Below are 20559 nucleotides of genomic sequence, written 5' to 3'. Positions count from 1 at the left end.
CGGCCAACCTGCGGCCTACCCGCTCAAGGGTGAGGGGCGCGCAGTGGCCGACGTGGAGCTGGGGGGTCGAGGGCCAGCATGCCGGGCTCGAGCCGCGGATGAGCGATTGCACCAGTGGAACCGACCTCGGTGCTGTACGGAGCCGCGGCAGCCCCGGCAACCACACACCGTGACACGTTCAATGCCCTCGGCCGCGGGGCGCCAGGCAGCCTCAGCACGACTCCTCGCGCTCAGAGAATGCCCTGGTCGCTGCCGGGGCCAAGACGACGGTGACGATGCGGCCGGGTGAGTATCTCCAAACCCCGTTGCGGTCTAAGACGTGACCGAGAAGTACACCGCGCTCGCTAGGATCAACGCGTGGCTGGAGGCCCCCGGGCCCCGGGGACGACAGCAGCTAATAGCCGGAGGCGAACGCCATCATGTGGCCAGTCACGTGAGTTATCTGGATCCGTGCTTTGTCAATCCGAACTCCACCATGGTGATGAAGCAGATCGTCACCACGCACCCCTCCCCACCCGGCGAAGAGCGGGACTTCGTTGTCCCGCCACGCCACACACCTGATCAGGTCCGGAACGACGATCCGCACGTCGGCACGATGAGTCTGCAAGACGCGATGCCGCTCCGTTGCCATCCCCGTACTTTCGGTGATCTACTGCGCTCAGTCGATCGCTGTCGGGGGGCAGTATGCGTGCAGGTGACCAGTGTTCAGCGGGCGGGGCGCTTGAGGTTTGCGGGCTGAAGCTATGGTGACGCTCGCGCCTGCAGACGGAGGTCGGCGCAGTCGCCGCGGTTTCCTCTACCAGGACGCCGTTACTCTGCTGGACTGCCTGGACATGCTGGACGGGCGCTGGACGGAGGTCTCCTGGGAGGACCTGGAGGACATCCTCTGCCTTCAAGGGGATGCGCCAGCCTATAGGCAGGTCAAGACGGTCGAAGGACCCAGCAAGGCTCATAGCATCGCTGACGTATGCCGGGCAGACCAGGCGAAAAAGCCTGAATACCGGACTGCCGCCACCAGCTACCTCGGCAAACTCTTCCTAGGGAAGCCGCTGCCTGACGGCGCTCGCTTCACCTTGATCGTCAACGAGACACCGGCAGCCGACCTGTATCAATTTGTCTGCGGGCGAGGAGCACAACCGCAGCCCGTGACGGGCGCCAGCCGTCACAAGGTCATCGAGAAGCTCGCAGACCTCGAACTACCAGACGGTCGGGATATCGCATGGTGCGTTGACCGCCTAGACGTCCTCCTCACAGCGCGTACCGCCGACCAGGTGGAGCAGGAAGCCTTCCAGCGTCTGTATCCACATGTACGGGACTACCTCGGCCAGGAACCGATGATCCCGGAGGTGGACAACGTCCTCAAGCAACTCGTCTCCGTGCACATCGCGCGTAGCGCAGCAGAACAGGCCCCGAGACGGCACACTGCGGACGACTTCCGTCGGATACTTGAGGACTGCATCCGACAGGCCACTGGTCAGCGTCAGGACGGCACCACAGAACGTCTCATGACACTCACCCAGAAGCTCCGACCAGCAGGGATCCCCGATGCAGAGGCTGAGCGTCAGCATGAATCACTGCTGGCGTTTCGTCAGGCGCGCCGTCAAAGCGTCGGGTTGGGCCGTCGGCGCCTCGACGCCTTGTCGGACAAGGTGTTCGCGATCTGCCAGGTCACTTCCGCACGCTGGCGAGGCGGGGTGATCCAGGCAGGACAAGCCGCCTACATGGCTACGGTGCAAGCCATCCTCGACATACCCGAAGTACAGTCCGGGGAGGTCGCACTCAGCGACGCACTAGCGGTCTTGAGTGACATCACCGCACGCTGCCAGAACAGGTACGAAGATGCCTCATAAGATCGGCAGTCAAGTCACGCCGCCTCTCCATCGAGTCTGGGATCCGGACGACGCCGTCGACTTCCATGCCTCCCGGCTGCTGCTGCTCCTCAATCTCTGTGGCACGAATCCCGGACCCGGCATCGAAGGGCGAACGAAATTCGCAAAGCTAGACTTCTTCCTGCGCTACCCCGGCTTCCTAGAGCGGGCACACGCAGCTCTGGACGGCGTCGTTGAACGCACCGACGCCTTCACTACCGCAGACACCTCTGAGATCGAAGCGCCGATGATCCGGTACCGCTACGGGCCTTGGGATCATCGCTACCGGCAGTTCCTATCCTTTCTCACGGCGCGAAACCTGGTCACGATCACTCGCGGCACCCCCGAGCGCGTCAAGCTGAGGCCGGCAGGCAAAACGGCTGCCCGACGCTTAGCCGAACTGGAGCACTTCCAGCCGCTGGTCCAGCGCTGCCAGGCCATGCAAGGCAACCTGGCGCAGATGTCAGGCACCGACCTCAAGAACCTGATCTACGACCTGTTCCCGGATGAAGTCGGCAACGCTCCCTTCCAGCAGGAGATCCGGCCATGACCCAAGCGCCCCACACGACCAAGCGCGGAATCCGCATAGCCAGCGTCAGGCTCATCCACTACAGCGGCGAGATCGACGAATACACCTTCGAGCCCAGCAAGCTCAACATCCTGATGGGCGTGCGCAATAGTTCGAAGACAACAACGCTGCGCGTCATCGACTACTGCCTGGGAGACCGAGGCAGCGCCACCAACGCGCTGAAAGCTGCCGTCGTTGACGAGTACCGCGAAGTGTCCACAGAGATCAGAATCGACGGCCGGTCGTTCACCATCACCAGGCTGCTTGTACGCGGCCTCCTCAACAAAGTCTACGTCAACGATATCGAGCTGACAGCGGACAGCTTCAGCGACTGGATCCTGACCGAGTTGGGCTGGCCCACGCTCGCCATCCCTCTCGGACTCAACCCGTCCACCGCACCTCAACTTACACCCTTGTCGTTTCGGAACACCCTGCGGCACTTCTACCGTGACGAAGGCTCGTGGATCACCTTCGCAAGCAAGGAACATGAGTACATGCGCCAGGCTGTCGTGAGCCAATTACTGGGCTATGCACCCACACGCTATGACGGCAAGAGGCGGGAGTACGACCTCGCCCACGCCCATCGCCGACTGGACGAAGCAAACTCGGCCGACAGGCAAGCCAACATGAGCACCCTACAAGCCATCACAGCAATCTCCGAGAGCCTCGAACTACCGATGGCCCGCTCAATCGAACAGGTCGCATCAGCCCGAAGCCAGGTCGAGGCAGAGCTGGCGGACGTTCGCCGCCGCCGCGAGCAACTGACCGCCGAAATTGCCAGCATCGAAGCAGGGAACGCGACCAGCGACAGCGCGCCAGTTGGATTGGACACGTCCCTGACGGCCGCTTACCAAGACGTCAGCAGCCGACTCAAGCGCGCCAGCGACGATGTCGCCTCCCTCCGAGATGTCAGCGCCGAACACCAGCGGTCAGCGCGTATGGTCGAAGCAGAGATCGGCCGTATGGAACGGCTCAGCACCTCCATCGAGGTCTTCGACGCACTGCCCGTCCGGATGTGTCCCGCTTGCGAACAAGATGTCGACCCCCATCGCGAGCACCCAGAAGGCTCGTGTCATCTGTGCTTTCAACCTGTCGACGATGACAAACGCCTACGGCGAGCACAGATCGAGGTTCGATCTCTCAAGTCTGAACTGGAAGACCTGAACGAGGTTATCCAACGCAACACCAACGATCTCACCGCAGCCGAGACCTACCAACGCGAGCTGCAGGCGCAACAAGCCCACCTTGCTCAGCGCTTGAACGCCGAGCGCGTCGCTCAGCTGGCCCCGTTCATGGCCGAGCTGGAGGAAATCGCAGCCGCCGTGGCACGACTGGAACAAAAGCTGTCCGCGTTCCCAGCTATCGGGGAGATCCTCCAGAGACGCGACGCAGCGCGCCAGGTGCTGCAGACGGCCGAACAGCGCGTACAAGAGATCAGGAACCGACCTAATGCAGTCCAGCCGCCAAGCCTCGCATCCACTGAACGATGTGCGCGCTTCGCTAAGCGAATGAACGAATTTCTCGCCCCATACCGATCTAGCTTGTGGGTCAGCGGCGATGTGTCCATCCGCGACACCGACCTGACCTTCTACGTCGGCAGCCGCCCATGGCACGACGCGCTGGGGGCCGCAGCAAAGGTCCTGTTCTTTCTGGCATACAGCTACGCCACTCTCTATCTTGCCAGGGACCTCGACGAGGAATGTGCCTTTCCTGGCCTACTGCTCTTGGACAACCCGTATCAACAGGGAATCGACGAGCACATCGTCATGGACGTCCTCACAAAGGTGGCGCAAGCAGCGGAGGACACAGGCACCCAGGTCATCAGTACACAACAGCTCGTGCAGCCGAGACCACCGCGCGGCATCAACACCATCCGCGAACTGTTGATGCCTAACGTCTATGCTACCCCGTAGGCGACAGCAGCCGCCTCGGCGCAGCACCGTCCAGGCACCTGCCTGTAGCCCTGCGCTCCGGGGAGTCGTCGGGCACACCAGCTCAGAGTTGGGTTGAACGCCTCGCAGGCGGGATTAAATTCGGGTGAGGCCGCAAGGACGCCTTCGAGTCGTTCCTGGGGTGAACGGTGCTCTCGTGTCATTTGATCGAGGCGGCGCCTGAGTGATGTGTTCTCTGTTCGGCGGGCTGAGACAGAGTCCGCAGGACTCGACCAGTTCCCGGCCACTTGAACCGTCGTGCAGCCGACGAGAATCGGAAGATCCCGACCTGCCCCGGCGTCCGCTCTCATTGGTTGGAGTGCTGGCCAATTCGGGCAAATCACCTGTATCGCCGTTCAGACTTTGAAGTCAGGTTACAAGGCGGCTCGTGTGCACCTTGCAGTTGGAACGAGAACGCGCGATAGACGTGGATCTGTTCGTCTGCCGTGGCGAGATCTGTTCCTGAGGTGGTGTGGCTATGCGAATACAAGGACCCTGGTCGCGCGGACATCGGGCCATATGGGTGGTTCTTGGGGCTTCGGCAGTGTTGAGCGTGGCGGCCTGCAACGCAGATGAACCAGCTGACCGTGGGGGCTCCGCTACGGATGCGGGTGGCGGGTCGAGCTCAAGGACGGCAGCTTCGCCGTCCTCCCTGTCTGCGGCAGGGGCGGCGCGTCGGCAAGCAATAGCCGTGTATGTAGGCATGTGGCAGGACATGGCTGAGGCGGGAGAGACGTCGGACTGGCGGTCTCCGAGGCTGTCAAGGTATGCCACCGGTGATGCATTGTCGACGATATCGCGGGGCATGTATGCGGATCACCTCAATGGATTCGTGTACAAGGGAAGGCCGAAGAACTACCCGAAGGTGACATCGATGGATCCGCCTGCGGATCCGAATACGGTGCTGATCTCCGACTGCGGAGACTCCACACACTGGCTGAAGTATCGGGCTGATAGCGGCAAGCTAGCTGACGATGAGCCCGGTGGCCGCCGGTCGATTACGGCCGAGGTCAAGCAGCAGTCCGACGGTAAGTGGAAGGTCACGCGCTTCGCCGTCGAGGAGATCGGCTCATGTTAAGGCGAGCGTCGGCTGCGATGTGTCTGTCGCTGGCGGTAGTTATGACGGGCGCGGTTCCCGCTTTGTCGGATGATTCGTGGGGTTCCGTCGACTGCACGCAAACCCCTTATCCAGGATGCGACTTGGGTGCGGGAAGGAGCCCGCAAAAGGGAAACCCGGGCAACGGAGAAGGCGGTGAGTCGCCTGGGCGGGGAGGCGGCGGCGATGGTGGCAGTGGCCGTGACCGGGAGGATCCGGATGCCTCCAATCCCGACTTCAAGCGGTCTGATTGCTCCTATCGACGCAGTGACTACAAGCCGCCCTCGGACGCCCAATCGGTCTCCCACCACGGTCCCCTTGTTGGCAGCATCCCTACGGCTGAGCCAGCGGTGTTCCACGCTCAGGCCCAGTCAGCGATAGCCAGACCCATTGCCGAACCGAAGCCTGGCGAAGACGGGGCCTGGTACGTGTACAAGTGCGATGCGGGCGGTACACGGGATGCGCTCTACCGGCCTCCGGTGTGGATTCGCGACGGGCCAGAGGGTGATGGCGGCCCCCCGATTTCTCCCGCCGCGTTGGCAGAGCAGGCCCGCAGCCAGCTCCGGCTGCCCTCGCCGAAGATCAAAGCGAGCCCGGCGGACGAGCAGTTGGTGACCCTGCCGACGTGGCTGTGGCTGGAGCGCGGCGCGTGGCAGAGGGCGTCGGCTACGGCGTCGTTGCCAGGGGTGTCGGTGACCGCGGTGGCGCGGCCGATATCGGTGGACTGGTCGATGGGCGATGGCGGGTCGAAAGTCTGCCATGGCCCTGGTACGCCCTACCGCCCGAGCCAGGCGTCCCGACGGAGTTCTAATTCGAGGAAGTCGTCGCCGGATTGCGGCTACACCTACCGCTCGTCGTCGGCTGGGCAGCCAGGTGATGCCTATCCGGTGTCGGCGACAGTGCACTGGTCAGTGGCCTGGTCCGGAGCCGGTCAGTCGGGCACCTTCCCTGGTTTGACGACGACTTCGGCCGCCTCGTTCCGCGTTGCGGAGAGCCAGGCAGTCAACACCGACAACGAATGAGCCCGCCCCCCTGTGGCGGGGGCAGGCGACAACACCCACATCGATTTGCGATCGCCGGGCTGTGCGGCCCGGTGCCGGATAGTCCATGCCCATGCCAGGAGGCGGTTGTGATGAGTACACGAACGTATCTTCCTCCCCAAGCCCCGTTCCCAGAGGGCAGCGACTCTGGACGGCGGCGCCCCGGAGCGGACGAGGAGCCGTCTCGGCTGGTCGGTGGTCGGTGGCGACGCCGGGTGTCGTATCTGCCGCTGGGAGCGCTCTTGGTGCTCGGCTGCTCTGCGGGCGGCGTAGTGGTGGCATTGAACCTGGGGCACCGGCAAGCGGTGCTGGCTTTGGCGCACCCGGTCACGGTGGGGCAGACGCTGATGGAGCGAGACCTGCGGGAAGTGAGCTTGGCCCGTGGCAGTGGGCTCGCAGCGATCTCCGCCGGGTCGACCGACCGGATCGTCGGGCGTCCGGCGGCCTACACCATGCCCAAGGGGACGTTGCTGACGGAGTCGGTGCTGGGCGAGCCGCAGATCCCACCGCGGGGAAAGGCTGTGGTTGCCGTGGGATTGAAGGAAGGACGATTCCCTGCGGGGTTGGAGCGCGGGAGCCGGGTTGCCGTGGTGAAGGTGCCTGAGCCCGAGGGAGGCGCTGCGGAGCCTCAGCTTCCGGACCCGTCGTCCCCCGTGTGGTACGCGACGGTGGTCGCGGTGTGGGGCAAGGAGCGTGGGGAGACGGCGGTGGTGTCCTTGCAACTGGGCGAGGACGAGGCGCGCGAGGTGGCGGCTTCCCCCACGGACAGCATCAGCGTGCTGCTGGTGCGCAAGGAAGTGCTGTGACCCTGGTGGCCCTGTGCAGTGTGAAGGGTTCACCGGGCGTGACGACTACGTGCGTAGCGATGGGGGCCCGATGGCCGGCCGGGGAGCGGCCGGTGGTGGTGGAGTGCGATCCGGCCGGAGGCGATCTGCTGGCCCGATTCCGTCTGGAGCTCTTGCCGGGGCTGGTGAGTCTGGCCGTCGCGGCCCGCCGCTCTGCGCAGCCGGGTCTGGTGTGGCAGCACACCCAATGGCTCCCCGGTGGGCTCTCGGTGGTGGCCGGGCCCGCGGGCGCCGCACAGGCACGGGCGGCGATGGGCGAGATCAGTGATGCCCAGGCATCGGTACTGCGGCTGTCAGCCGACCAGTCTGACACCGTGGTGATCGCCGACTGTGGACGCCTTGATCCAGGCTCCCCGGCCATGGCCGTCGTGCAGGCGGCGGACGTGATGCTGCTCCTGACTCGTGCACATGACGACGCTCTGTCTCATGTCGCGGTGAGACTTGAGGAGGCCGCGCACTGGTCCCGGCGCCCGTGTCTGGTGCTCGTCGGCGACGGCTGCTCGACGGGGGAAGTCTCCAGAGCGCTAGGGATCGAGGTCCTGGCGCGTATCCCGGAGGACCCGAAGGGCGCTGCGGCCTGCGAGGGGCTGCCCGGCCGGCGGGCGACGCCGACCCGTTCTGCTCTGGGCCAGGCGATCGTCGACATCGCCGCGTTGGTCTCCTCCCACGCCCGTTCCGAGCCCACCGCCTGGGGCGGACGCCGCCTGCCCCGGTTCGCCGCAGTAGCACGATTCGCTCCGCCCACGCGGCGGGTGAGGGCACCAGTGCCCTCTCCGGAGGAGGTGCGCCCCGATGATGCGGCCGGGCGATGAGCAGCCTGCCTGGCCCACCCCCACAGAGGCAGGCCAGCAGGATCAGAGGAGAGAATGGCGGCGAGAGCCGGGGGTGAGGCTTCCAGGGCCGGCTGATCTGGTCGGTGCCGGAGTGCCGGTCGACTCTCCTGCGGAGCAGCTGCGGCGCAAGCTGCGCCGAGAGCTGTCCGCGCGCCTGTCCGAGCGCATCCGAGCTGACGAGGAAGCGGGCCGTCGGGAGGTTCCGGCGAGCGAGCGTCGCAGGCAGGCGGAGGCGATCCTGGCCGCGGCCGCCGAGGAGCACACGCGCATCCAGTTGAGCCGCGGTGGCAGCGTCGTACCGCCGGAGACCGAACAGCGGATCCTGATGCAAGTACTGGACGAGGTCTTCGGCCTGGCCGGGCTGGAGCCGCTGCTGCGCAACCCGGAGATCGAGAACATCAACGTCACCGGCGACCGGGTCTTCGTCCGCTACGCCGACGGCCGCCGCGAGCAACTGCCTGCCGTGACGAGGTCGGACACCGAGCTGATTGAGCTCATCCGCGATCTGGCCGCACGATCCGGAGTGGAAGAACGACGCTTCGACCGGGGGACGCCTGGGGTCAGTTTCCATTTGCCCGGTGGGGAGCGTGCCTTCGCCGTGATGGCGGTCACCGCTCGCCCGTCCCTGTCGATTCGGCGACACCGCTTTGAGAAGGTCACGCTCGCGGAGCTGCGTGAGCTGGGGACGGTCCACCATGCCTTGGTGTCGTTCCTCCGTGCCATGGTCCGCGCGCGGAAGAACGTGCTGATCACCGGTGGGACGGTGATGGGGAAGACCACCATGCTGCGCGCCCTGGCCGGGGAAATCCCTCCGTGGGAGCGGCTGATCACGATCGAGGACACCTTCGAGCTCGGGCTGGACGCCGACAGCGAGCGGCATCCGGATGTGGTGGCGATGCAGGCGCGCGAGGCCAACGTCGAGGGCCAAGGAGCGGTCACCCAGGCGGAACTGGTGCGATGGGCGCTGCGGATGTCCCCCGACCGCGTCATCGTCGGAGAGGTTCGCGGACCTGAGGTCATCCCGATGTGCAACGCCATGAGCCAGGGAAACGACGGCTCCATGGGCACCCTTCATGCTTCCACCAGTCGCGGAGCCTTCACCAAACTGGCCGCCTACGCGGTCCAGGGTCCGGAGAAACTCCCGCTGGAGGCCACGAACCTCCTGCTCGCCTCGGCCCTGCACTTCGTGGTCCACCTGAATACCGGGCGAGGCGGAGGCCGGGTGGTCGCCTCGATCCGGGAAGTGGTCGATGCCGACGACAAGCAGGTGGTGTCCAACGAAGTCTTCCGGCCCGGCTCGGACGGTCGAGCGGTGCCCGGGGCCCCGCTGCGCGCCGAGACGGAAGAAGACCTTGCCGCCGCCGGTTTCGACGCAGGGCTGCTCAAGCGCCCGGAATGGGTGTGGCGATCATGAACGGCTACGCAGCCCTGCTCGGCCTGTGCGGACTTGGGGCGGCCACCGGCCTCATCGTGCTCATCAGTGCCTGGCGCGGCAGTCTTCCGACGGGTGCCCGTACGTGGCGTCGGCGCCTGCGCCACTCGGCGCGTCAGCCATCGCGTCCGCGGTGGTGGATGGCCGCGGCCGGCGTGGCTGGCGTACTGATGGGGAGCGTCACCGGCTGGGTGGCCGGTGCGCTGCTGGCGGCGATGGCCACCTGGAGCGTCCCGTACATCCTCGAGGCGACGAGGGCTGATCAGCAGCAGACAGCTCGGCTCGAGGGCATCGCCGGGTGGACCGAAATGCTCCGCGACACCCTCGCCGCTGCTGCAGGTCTGGAGCAGACCATCATGGCCACCGCACACACCGCGCCCAAGGCCATCCGCCCCCACGTGCTGGGCCTGTCAGCCCGACTAGCTGGCGGAGAACGCCTGACCGCGGGGCTGCGGCGGTTGCAGGCCGACCTGGACGACCCCACTGCCGATTTGGTGATCGCCGCCCTCATACTGGCCTCACAGCACCAGGCACGGCAGCTCACGCCCCTGCTGGGCGAGCTGGCCTCCACCGCCCGCGCGCAGGTCCAGATGCGCCAGCGAGTCGACGCCAGCCGCACCCGGATGCGTACCACCGTCCGCGTGGTGGTGGCCACCACTTTGGCCTTCGCCGGGGGACTGATCCTGCTCAACCCGGAATTCCTGAGCCCGTACGACTCCGCCACTGGGCAGATGATGCTGCTGCTGATCGGGGCGATCTTCACCGTCGGGTTCGCCTGGCTGCGCCGGATGGCCCGGATTGAAGAGCCTGAACGATTCCTCACCGATGACGCCATCGAGCACCAGGGGGCGAGCCGATGACTGTGCTGATCTTGTTGTCGGCCGGTGTGGGCGCGGGGCTATGGGCGCTTTGGGTGTGGCTCATCCCGCCCCGCCCGCCTCTGGACGCACTTCTCACTCGCCTGCGCGCCGACCCCGCCCCGCCGCCGATTGTCGTCCGTACGGGTGCCGGAGGGTGGGCACAGCACCTGGGACGGCCCTTCGTTGAGGTCATACGACACCTGGGATTGCCCCATAGCTCCCTCAACAAGGACCTGGCGATCACCGAGCGCTCGGTCGAGGTCCACCTGGCCGAAAAGGCGGCGCTGGCCCTGACCGGTCTGCTGCTCCCCGCGGCGGTTGAGCTCCTGTTGACCCTCGGCGGCCGTCCCCTCCCGTGGGCCATGCCCCTGGCCGGGTCGCTGGCGTTGGCGGTGGGTGGTTTTCTCCTGCCGGACATCATGGTGCGCTCCGAAGCAGCCAAGCGCAGGGCTGCCTTCCGCCACGCGCTTGGCGCCTTCCTGAACCTCGTCCACCTCCTGCTGGCCGGAGGCGCCGGGGTCGAGGGAGCGCTCGCGGACGCGGCCAGGGTCGGGCACGGCTGGGCCTTTCAACAACTGGACCGTGCACTGGATATCGCCCGGCTCACCCGCACCTCTCCCTGGCGGACTCTGGGACAGCTCGGCGATGAGCTGGAGATCAATGAGCTGTCCGAGCTCGCCGCCGCACTCTCCCTGGCGGGAACCGAAGGCGCAAAAGTCCGCGCCTCGCTGGCCGCCAAGGCCGCCGCGCTGCGCCATCAAGGAGGCAGCGAGGCCGAGGCCGAGGCAAACGCGGCGACCGAATGGATGACCCTTCCGGCGGCGCTCATGGCGGTCGGCTTCATCGTCTTCGTCTTCTACCCCGCCCTGGCCCACGTCACCACCTCGCTGTAAACCCCACGCTGAGAAGGAGTTCCGCTGTGCCCTCGCTGCCAAACTCGATCATGACGCGCACCGCCGCCCTGCTACGCAGGCTGGCTCACGATGACCGGGGATACACCTCGGAGGCCGTGATCTGGATCGCGATCCTCTCCACGCTCGCCGTGTCCGTCGGCGCGCTGATCGGCCCGGACATCATCGACGCGGCCCGCAACATACGGTTCAAGTAGGCCACCCGCATGGCAGCCATCACGGACCTCCACCGGCCCCATCCCGGCGACTTCGTGCCGAGCCGCCGTCTCTCGGACAGACGGCGGCTGTTGGAACGAGCTCGGGATGACCGCGGGGCGGTCACCACCGAGATCGTGCTCGTCCTGCCGCTGCTGTTCACCCTGGTCCTGGTGATCGCGCAGGTCACCGTGTGGGCGCACGCCACCCACATGGCGCAGGCCACCGCCTCACACGCCCTGTCCGCCACCCGCGTGGAAGACGGCACCACCCAGTCCGGCAGATCCGACGCCCAGCAGGTCCTGGACCAACTCGGCCACGGACCATTGCGCGGCGTGCACATCAGCGTGACCCGCGACGCGGAGAGTGCCTCGGTGCGCGTGGAGGGAACCGCCACCAGCGTCGTGCCGTTCCTGCATCTGCCGGTCCACGCAGAAGCGGCCGGCCCGGTGGAGAAGTTCCACCCTGCCGACCAGGCCGCGCGATGAGCCACCCCACTGCACGTGCCTCCTCGTCAAACCACCGGAGCGGGCTGCTGCGTGCTCTCCGTGGTGACCAGGGATCAGCGACAGCCGAGCTCGTCCTGCTCATCCCGGTCCTGCTCCTGGCGGTGTGGTTCCTCGTCTACTGTTCGCGACTGCCCGATGCGCGATTGCGCCTTGAGGACGCCGCGCACCAAGCCACCCGCGCCGCAAGCCAGGCGCGCAGCCCATCCACCGCCGCCCGCCAGGCCCGCTCCACAGCCACCGCAGCACTGGACCAGGCGGGGATCGCCTGCCAGTCCCTCACCGTGGACACCCGCGGCAGCCTGCAACCCGGCTCGACGGTCACCGTCGCCGTCTCTTGCACGGTCGGCTTGCACGATCTCGCGCTGCTCCAACTCCCCGGCACCACGGTGCTCCAAGCCCGTTTCGCCGCGCCGGTTGATGTCTACCGCGGCAGAGCTCCCGGCGGCACCACGGCGACGTCCATCGACTCCCCGCAGGAGGGGCCGTGAGTGAAGAGGGCGGGTTCATTCCCCTTGGGCGTGGCCTGACCGATGACCAGGGGCAGATCACTGTGTTCGTCGTCGTCACCACGGCGCTGGTCGTGCTGTTCGCCGGGCTAGCTGTCGACGGCGGCTTGGCCCTCGCCGCGAAGATCCGCGCTCTCGGTGAGGCGCAGGAAGCCGCCCGCGCGGGTGCCCAGGCAATTGACCTGGATGCCTACCGGGCCGACGGCACGGTACGCCTCGAACCTGATCAGGCCCGTGCTTTGGCCTACCGCTACCTCGCTACCACCGGCGACACCGGCACAGTGACGGCTACAGAACGGACAGTGACAGTCGCCGTCACCGTGCAACAGTCCACCCAGCTACTGCAAGTGGCACGCCTCGACACGCTGACCGTGACCGGGTCCGGCACCGCCCGCCCCCGCCACGGGGTCAGCGCACCCGAACGGTGAGAGGTGCGGATATGGCCCAACGGGTTCACCACCAGCAGTTGCGCCAGTTCTGTCGAGCGGCCCGTGCGCTGCTGGCCGCCTTCCTTCTCCTGACCTTGGCGGTCGGTATCCCTTGGGGACTGGTGCGCTTCGTCGGCTGGCCGCTGCCAGACCACCTGACGAGCTGGACCGAGATCCAGGATCTCCTGCTCGCCCCGGTGAGCACCTCCTTCCTGCTCAACGCCCTGGCCTGCCTGCTGTGGCCGACATGGGTAGTCTTCGTCCTCGATGTCGTCCGTACCGCGCTCGATATGGTGCGCACAACCGCGTGGCCCGAGATCCGTCCGGCAGGTCTGGTGCATGCCCTGGCCACGGCGCTCGTAGGAACCGTCGTCCTGGCCCTGACCACGAGCCGATCCGCCCCTCAGAGCGTTCCCACCCAGGCCATCACCGTGGTCGACCGCACCGCGACCCCCGCCAGCTCATCCGTCCTCGCGCAACCGGTGTTGAGTCACGCAGAGAAGACGTCGCGGACAGCGCCGTTGAGGGTCGTGGTACGCCCACCGCACGATGGTGTTTACGACAGCCTGTGGCGCATCGCGGAACGGGAACTGGGCGATGGGCACCTGTGGCCCAAGATCTATGCCCGCAACGAGGGCCGCCCCCAGCCAGACGGTCGAACCCTGACCACCCCAGGTCTCATCCGACCCGGCTGGATTCTCCATCTCCCCGCCACACCCCGGCACCCTCGCCCCGGTCATGGCGATCGCCCCATCCCTGGCAGCCCGAAATCTCCTCCAGCCCCTCACTCCACCGCGCCGGGGTCACCGAGCACCCAGCCTGCTCCGTCCACGCCGCAGACTTCCTCACACGCCCCCGACCCCGCGCACCCCACCGGTCGCGGCACACGCATTTCCTTGCCCACGGGGGCGTTCGTGAGCCTGGGCCTGGCTGCCGTGATCTCCGCCGCCTGGTTGTCAGTTCGGTGGCGCCGCCGTGTGTGCTACCGCCCCGGCAGCGGCGAGCGCGAGGACCTCACCGTCGCGCCCGTCGTTCGCGCACTCCGCCTCGCCAACGACCAGGCCCACCTCTCCTCCGGCACCGATACCGACACCTCTGACGTCACGTCGGGGGCGCTCACTGGCCAAAGCTATGGGACGGCCCCGGCTGGAAGTTCTGCCGTGGCGGCGCTGCCGAGGCCGGAACGGCTCATCGCTGTGAAAGAGGGCCGAGCGCTCGTCCTGGACCTGGCCCGTACTCAAGGCCTCGGCCTGGTTGGCCCCGGCGCACTCGACGCCCTCCGCGCGCTAGTCGTCACGCTGCTCGCTGAACGACGCGATCCTCAGCCGGCCCCGGACATCCTCATCCCCTTCCACGACGTCCACCTCCTGGTCGGCGAGAATGGCAACAACCCGCCGCGACTCAGCCGACTGCACATCGTCGACGACCTGGACACGGCCCTCGACAAACTGGAATCCGAACTTCTCACCCGCGCCCGCCAAGAGGCCGACACAGCGACGAGCACTCCAAACGCGAAGGAACTCATACTGGTCGCCACACCCGCCTCACATGCCCACAGGCGGATGCAAGCCATCCTCGACAACGGCTCAAGCCTCGGCCTGTCCGGCGTGCTCATCGGACAGTGGCGCCCCGGAGCAACCGCTCACGTACGGCCGGACGGCACGGTCAGTGCCACAAGCGCATCTCTGGCCAACACCCTCGCAGAAGCCAAGCTGTTCACCCTCCCACCTCCCGACAGCCAAGCCCTCCTGAACCTGCTCAGCGAAGCCGACCCTTCGCCCCGCGAACCGCCTTCCATAGCCGCACCGCCTACCCGCGACTCACCCCCCGACGGGACAAGCAGTGCCTCGCCAGCGGAACACGGCCCGTCGAGTCCGGAGTCAACTGACAGCCGTACTTCATCGTCGGCAAGCGACCCGCCGAGCATCGGCAGCGTCGAGCCCCTCGATACCCCGCCATCGGCACCGTCAACGTCCGCGCCTGCATCCAGCAGCGACGCGTGCTCGACACCCGACACACATGCTCGACAGCCACCGGCCGCCACGCCCGCACCGCCAGAGAGCGCTGCGGGCACGAGCGATCCTTCAGGTAGCGGACCGCCGCCGGTGAACTCGCGAAGCACTGCTAAGGGGGAACTACGCCGCACCCAGCCTGCCCGTGGCATCACACCGGCCCACAGCGCACTGACGATCAACCTCCTCGGCAACCTCCAAGTGGTCCATCACCTTGGCGACGAGCACCAAGACATCACCAGCGCTCTTGCACCCCGCCAGCGCGAAGTCCTGGCCTTCCTCGCCCTGCACCCCAACGGAGCACGCCGCGAGACACTCACAGCGGCCCTGTGGCCGAACGCCCCCGCCGACCGCCCCTACAACGCTCTCCACGCCACCCTGAGCCAACTACGCCGGGCGCTCCGCACCGCGACCCATCAGGCACTGGCCGAGGTGATACTCCGCCAGGACGGTCCCTACACCCTGGATCGTGACCAAGTCAGCGTCGACCTGTGGGAGCTGCATGACGTTCTCGACGCCACCCGCCCTGGCCACAGCAACGAGCACCGCCTGGCCGCGGTGGAGCGCCTCGGCGATCTCTACCGAGGCGACCTCGCCGAAGACCTGACCGATGAATGGGTCGAGACCCCTCGTGAAGCTCTGCGCCGCGACGTGCTCGACGCCTTCGGCGCCATGGCCCACGCCCTCGACGACACCGACCCGCAGCAGGCACTCATCCTGCTGGAGCGTGCTCGCACGCTCGACCGCTACAACGAGGCCCTCTACGAGGGCATCGCCCGCCTCCAGGCCTGCCTCGGTCAGCATGACGCTGTGGCACGGACGCTTGCTCTGCTCACCAAGACACTCGGTGAACTGGACGAAGCTCCCAGTCAAGAGACAGTGTCCCTGTGCGAGTTCCTCCGACGTTCTGATTCTGCCGATAGCTCCCGGGGAAGGGCTGGCTGAGGTCCACCGTTCCGAAGACCAGCAGCGAGAAGCGCGCAAGTTCGTAGATTCATCGAGGCGACGGTTGCTGCACCCACTGCCCAGGGCTGGCTCGCATCACAGATCAGGTGGAGTCAGCAGCCGGTAACTCTGCGGCATTGGCCTTGGAACACGACTGGTTTGGGCGGCGTCGGTGGTCATGTACATCGACCTGGACCGGACGTCGATGAGGCATGGGAACGGTGCGGGCCAGCCGCTGAAATCCACCGAGCCGGGGCCGGAACCAGCTCCCGCCGCAAGACGCATGTGGCGGCCTTCGGCCAGGCAGAGCAACTGCCCCCACCGCACCCCATCCGCGCTCCGACCACCCCACACGAGCTGAAAGCCCGCATCGGTCCGCCACCTGGCGCCCAGGTCGAGCGGCCCGACACCTGGGCTGCGGGGACCCGCACGGCACCCTGAGGCGAGCACCACCCCCCAAGGGTCGGTGGAGCACGCGAGGCTGAATGTGTCCGAATATCCCGGCGCGGATCGGTGGCCGATGGAATTATCCGGCGTATGGGGGACGACGGTCTCACGGTGAACATCGTGTCAGGCGAGGTGCACGGATCCGTGGTGCAGGCGGGTTCGATCACCGGCGGCATCCACTTCCACGGCGCGCGCACCCGGCCAGTGACAATCGTGAACAGGCTGGCGGAGCGGCCACCCTGGCTTGCCGCCTTCGGGGACACCGCGGGCGTGCTGATCGACGCCGAGCACGTTCTGACGTGCGGGGCGGCGCCCGAAGGTGAGGTGCTGATCACCTTCCCGTACGCCGATCAACCTGATGTGGTGGCCAGCCCCGTGCACCGGCTGCCGGAAGCGACAGTGTTGCGGCTGGCGGAGCCGGTTGAGTGTGTACCGGCGCCGCTGGCCGCGCCCGATGCGGTGCTCGACCACACGCTGCGGGCGGAGGCGACAGTGCCGGGGACACCGGTGTTCGACCTCGATGCCGACGCCGTGGTGGGCGTGGTGGCCCCTGGCACGGGCCTGCCGATGCTGCCCATCGCCGCACTCATCGAGCACTGGCCGTGGCTGCGTGAGCGGATGGGCTGGCGGCTGGACCTGGACCCGAGCCTGAGGACGCACTGGCTGCCGCGGGCGCGCGGGTCGGAGGTCGAATCCGACTCGGGCGCCTGGTACTTCACCGGCCGCGTCGCGGCCCGGCGGGCGGTGTGCGACTGGCTCACCGGGGCGGAGCCGTTGCTGGTGGTGACCGGTGGCCCGGGCACGGGCAAGTCCGCGGTGCTGGCCCACCTGCTGGTCGCGGCCGATCCGGGTTGGGAGGCCCGGATGCGGCCGTCTCAGGCAGGGCCCCGTCCTCCTGTGGGAGCGTTCGACGCCGCATTGCATGTCAAGGGCAGGACACGAGGTGAGGTGGTCGAACGGCTCGCGATGCTGGCCGGTGTGACCGCGGCCGACCAGGAGGAGCTCGTGGTCGCGCTGCGGGAGCGCTGGCAGGTCACGGGGCATGCGTTCGTGGTGCTGGCCGACGCCGTCGAGGAGGCCGCCGGGCTGGAGGAAGCCCATCGGATCGCGCGCCTGTTGTGGGAGCTCGCGTGCACTGGCAGCACACGCGTGGTGGCCGGTGTGCGGACCGCGCCGCCGGGCACGGCCCGTGCTCGCGTGCTCGCCGCTTTTGGACGCTCGGTGCGGACCGTCGACCTTGACGCCGAGCCCTACCGGCAGGCTGACGACGTCACCGCATACGTTCTGCGCCGCCTCGAAGGCGAGGACGCCGACGGCCGCTACCGCGGCCTGCCCCAGGAGCGGCTGCGTGCGCTCGCCGCCGCGATCGCCACCAAGGCGCGCGGCAACTTCCTGATCGCCCAGGTCACCAGCCGATGGTTGCTGCTGCCCACCACCCCGCCGGTCACCGACCCCGCTCTGGACGGGGTGTTGCCGGAGACCATCGGCGAAGCGATGGAGAAGTACCTCGACGCGTTCGGCCAGGAGAAGCCGCTCGTCCAACGGCTTCTGACCGCGTTGGCGTTCGCGCGCGGCGACGGCCTGCCGCGCGACGACACCTGGCTCGCGGTCGCGGACGCGCTGCAACCCGGGTACGCCCCGACCAGTGCAGAGCTCACGCGGGTGTTCCACAGCGCCGCCAACTACTTGGTCGAACGCGCCACCGGTCCCGACGGCGAACCCGCCTACCGGCTCTACCACGAGGCATTGGACGAGCATTTGCGCTCCCGGTGCGACGAGCGCCACCCGGACCGCGCCATCGCCGACGCCCTCTACGATTGGGTCCCTGTTGCCGGGGGCCGACGCCGATGGGAACAGGCTGCTCCCTACACTCGCGCCCACCTCGCCGAGCACGCCGCGGTCGCGGGAGGGCTGGACCGGCTGGTGACCGATGCCGGCTTCCTCCTCCACGCCGACCCCAGCCCGCTGCTCGCCGTGCTCTCAACGGCACGCACCGAACCGGGCCGGTTGGCGGCGGTCTGCTACCGCGCGTCCAGCAGCCGGCACCGCCACGCCGATCACCAGGCCCGCTGCCGCATCCTCGCGCTCGACGCGGCCCGCTTCGGCGCCCACGACCTGCACGAGCAGTTCAACGCCCGCACCACCGGGTGGCCGGTCAGGTTCGCCACGGGGACACAGGTCCACCCGGCGAATATCGCCACCCTCGACGCGCACAAAGGCACCATCGTCGAGGTGGCGACGGGGACTATGGACGGTCGTGCCATTGCAGTGAGCAGCAGCTACCGGGGCACGATCCAGGTGTGGGACCTGGCCAAACAGTGCCCGATCGGCCCCACGATAGAGACCGTACCGCGCGGGGAGCACGACGGTATCAGCGCGCTCGCGCTCGGCACGCTGGATGGGTGCCCCATTGCGGTCACCGGTGACTTCGTCGGTCGGCTGCGCCTTTGGGACCTGAGGGAGCTCCGGCAGATCGGCTGGCCGTTCACCGGACATACCAACCCGGTGGAGGCGGTGACCGTGGCCGACATCGGCGGCAGGCCGATCGCCGTGTCCGCGGGTTTCGATGGCGTGCGGGTCTGGGATCTGCGAAGCCGCCGCCAGGACGGTGCGCCACTGCCCGTCCGGACTGCCATCGCGGTCGCCGTCGCCGAGCTCGATGGCCGCGCGGTGATCGTGACCGGCGCGATGGAGAACACCGTCGACGTCTGGGACCTGACGGAACGCCGCCGGATCCGCCCCACGATCACTACGCCGGAGCCAGTCCACCGTATGACGGTGACGACGCTGGGAGGCGTGCCGATAGCGCTGATAGGCAGTCACGCCGTTGAGGGCACGGTGCGAGGCTGGAATCTCCACACAGGTTCCGAGATCGGTCCACCGCTCGTCACACAAAGCCGGTATGTCTCCAGCATGTCCGTCATCGAGCGCGCGCGCCGCCCGGTCATGGTGACCTGCGGGAGCAACGACCGCGACGACCGCGGCAGCGCCAACAACAGCCTTGCTATGTGGGACCTGCTGGACTGGCGTCCGACCGGCAATACCCTGACCGGGCACATCCGGGAGACATCGGGCATCGCCACCGCCACAGTCGACGGCAGACCACTCGCGGTGACCGCTGGTGGCAAGGACGGAACGGTGCGCTTGTGGGACCTTACCGAGTCCACGCACCGCCGCATCGGTGACCCGCTCACCGGGCACAGCAGTGCCGTGACCAAGGTCGCAATCTTGGAACGGGCCGGGCATCGGATCGCGGTCACTGGCGGCGTGGACGGCACCGTCCATGCGTGGGATCTGCTGACCAAGCAGCCGCTCCTCCAGCCTTTTCGAACCGGGTGGAGGACCTCCTCACCACTCGCCCTTGCACTGGCCGATGTGCAAGGGCAACCGCTCGCGGTGGTCTGCGACATCAGCACACCAGTGGCCTGGTCGCCCGGCAGCGGACGGACCACGCGACTGCCGATCCCGTTCGCAGATCGACGCGAATCTGGGTATGCGGTAGCCGTCGCCCACCGCGCCAATCGGCCGACCCTGGTCGTCGCAGGCCACGACCATCGGATCTACCTTTGGGACCTGGTCACCGGGGAGTTGGCGGGTGAACCGATAGAGCTAGCGGCATCGATGAGCCAGCTGGCCCTGTTCAGACTGCAAGGACGCATGCACACCGCAGTGACCAGCCAGTCGGACGTCTGGGGGCCAGCCACCGTGTGGATCGTCGACCTGGATCGGCAGCAGGTGACCGCCAAGCTCGAATTTGCACCCACCGCCGCGGTCGCGGCCTGCGATCTCGCAGGCCGTCCTGTAGTGATCACGACATGCCGGGGGGCGCTGCACGTCTGGGACCCGGCCCACGGTGACCTCGTGCGCACCCTGGACGCGGGTACCTGCCTCACGCGCAGCATCGTCACCGGAATGCAGGACAGACGGCGCATGCTCATCGCCGCCGGCGATGACCAGCGTCTGCGCACCTGGGACCTCGCCACCGGCCATCTAGTCGACGAACTTCCGCTGCCTGGCCACTGCTGGCAACTCGCGCTCGGCGAGGAAGGCACACTGGTGGCCGCAGCAGAGGACGACGTCATGGCGTTCGACACCGGAATCTGCGCTACTGCCGTCGAATTCGACTACTGAGG

At 67.3% G+C, this 20559-nt stretch carries 16 protein-coding genes; all 16 read left to right on the top strand.

Annotated features, from left to right (window positions below):
- Nucleotides 1-743: 743 nt before the first annotated feature.
- The 16 genes from ACK1X7_RS37155 (at nucleotide 744) to ACK1X7_RS37080 (ending at nucleotide 20557) form a co-directional block, all read left to right on the top strand.
- The gene (locus tag ACK1X7_RS37155; RefSeq protein WP_413116254.1) at nucleotides 744-1850 is read left to right on the top strand and encodes a dsDNA nuclease domain-containing protein; all 1107 of its coding nucleotides are present in this window, start codon (nucleotides 744-746) and stop codon (nucleotides 1848-1850) included.
- The gene (locus ACK1X7_RS37150; protein WP_413116253.1) at nucleotides 1840-2418 is read left to right on the top strand and encodes a hypothetical protein; all 579 of its coding nucleotides are present in this window, start codon (nucleotides 1840-1842) and stop codon (nucleotides 2416-2418) included. The genes ACK1X7_RS37155 and ACK1X7_RS37150 overlap by 11 nt, the downstream gene beginning before the upstream one ends.
- Nucleotides 2415-4349, top strand: coding sequence for a hypothetical protein (locus ACK1X7_RS37145; RefSeq protein WP_413116252.1), 1935 nt, complete (start codon nucleotides 2415-2417; stop codon nucleotides 4347-4349). The genes ACK1X7_RS37150 and ACK1X7_RS37145 overlap by 4 nt, the downstream gene beginning before the upstream one ends.
- Before the next feature lie 892 nt (nucleotides 4350-5241).
- Nucleotides 5242-5445: a hypothetical protein gene (locus ACK1X7_RS37140; RefSeq protein WP_413116251.1), complete on the top strand. Its 204-nt coding sequence runs from the start codon at nucleotides 5242-5244 to the stop codon at nucleotides 5443-5445.
- A 554-nt stretch (nucleotides 5446-5999) separates the two neighbouring features.
- The gene (locus ACK1X7_RS37135; protein WP_413116250.1) at nucleotides 6000-6485 is read left to right on the top strand and encodes a hypothetical protein; all 486 of its coding nucleotides are present in this window, start codon (nucleotides 6000-6002) and stop codon (nucleotides 6483-6485) included.
- Nucleotides 6486-6718: 233 nt separating this feature from the next.
- Entirely contained in the window at nucleotides 6719-7309 is a 591-nt protein-coding gene (locus ACK1X7_RS37130; RefSeq protein ID WP_413116249.1) for a hypothetical protein, read from the top strand.
- Between the two features lie 59 nt (nucleotides 7310-7368).
- Nucleotides 7369-8160, top strand: a complete 792-nt coding sequence (locus ACK1X7_RS37125; protein ID WP_413116248.1) for a hypothetical protein — start codon at nucleotides 7369-7371, stop codon at nucleotides 8158-8160.
- A 73-nt stretch (nucleotides 8161-8233) separates the two neighbouring features.
- Entirely contained in the window at nucleotides 8234-9595 is a 1362-nt protein-coding gene (locus ACK1X7_RS37120) for a CpaF family protein (protein ID WP_413116247.1), read from the top strand.
- On the top strand, nucleotides 9592-10473 hold the full coding sequence (locus ACK1X7_RS37115; RefSeq protein WP_413116246.1) for a type II secretion system F family protein: 882 nt from the start codon (nucleotides 9592-9594) through the stop codon (nucleotides 10471-10473). The genes ACK1X7_RS37120 and ACK1X7_RS37115 overlap by 4 nt, the downstream gene beginning before the upstream one ends.
- Nucleotides 10474-10679: 206 nt before the next feature.
- Nucleotides 10680-11366 carry a type II secretion system F family protein gene (locus ACK1X7_RS37110; RefSeq protein WP_413116245.1) on the top strand — a complete coding sequence of 229 codons (687 nt, stop codon included), beginning with the start codon at nucleotides 10680-10682 and terminating at the stop codon, nucleotides 11364-11366.
- A 26-nt stretch (nucleotides 11367-11392) separates the two neighbouring features.
- On the top strand, nucleotides 11393-11581 hold the full coding sequence (locus ACK1X7_RS37105) for a hypothetical protein (RefSeq protein WP_413116244.1): 189 nt from the start codon (nucleotides 11393-11395) through the stop codon (nucleotides 11579-11581).
- A gap of 9 nt (nucleotides 11582-11590) precedes the next feature.
- Nucleotides 11591-12067, top strand: a complete 477-nt coding sequence (locus tag ACK1X7_RS37100; RefSeq protein ID WP_413116243.1) for a TadE/TadG family type IV pilus assembly protein — start codon at nucleotides 11591-11593, stop codon at nucleotides 12065-12067.
- Nucleotides 12064-12576, top strand: coding sequence for a TadE/TadG family type IV pilus assembly protein (locus tag ACK1X7_RS37095; protein WP_413116242.1), 513 nt, complete (start codon nucleotides 12064-12066; stop codon nucleotides 12574-12576). The genes ACK1X7_RS37100 and ACK1X7_RS37095 overlap by 4 nt, the downstream gene beginning before the upstream one ends.
- Nucleotides 12573-13022 (top strand): pilus assembly protein TadG-related protein, encoded by a 450-nt coding sequence (locus tag ACK1X7_RS37090; RefSeq protein ID WP_413116241.1) that lies wholly within the window; start codon nucleotides 12573-12575, stop codon nucleotides 13020-13022. The genes ACK1X7_RS37095 and ACK1X7_RS37090 overlap by 4 nt, the downstream gene beginning before the upstream one ends.
- An 11-nt stretch (nucleotides 13023-13033) precedes the next feature.
- A complete protein-coding gene (locus ACK1X7_RS37085) occupies nucleotides 13034-15979 on the top strand; it encodes a hypothetical protein (protein ID WP_413116240.1) in 2946 nt (981 codons plus the stop codon).
- Between the two features lie 537 nt (nucleotides 15980-16516).
- The gene (locus ACK1X7_RS37080) at nucleotides 16517-20557 is read left to right on the top strand and encodes a hypothetical protein (protein ID WP_413116239.1); all 4041 of its coding nucleotides are present in this window, start codon (nucleotides 16517-16519) and stop codon (nucleotides 20555-20557) included.
- Nucleotides 20558-20559 lie beyond the last annotated feature (2 nt).

The sequence above is a fragment of the Streptomyces sp. CY-1 genome (genome assembly GCF_047218265.1).
Classification (GTDB): Bacteria; Actinomycetota; Actinomycetes; order Streptomycetales; family Streptomycetaceae; genus Streptomyces; species Streptomyces niphimycinicus.
The sequence above is the reverse complement of the archived record's forward strand: the minus strand, read 5'-3'. Positions and strand labels throughout refer to the sequence as shown.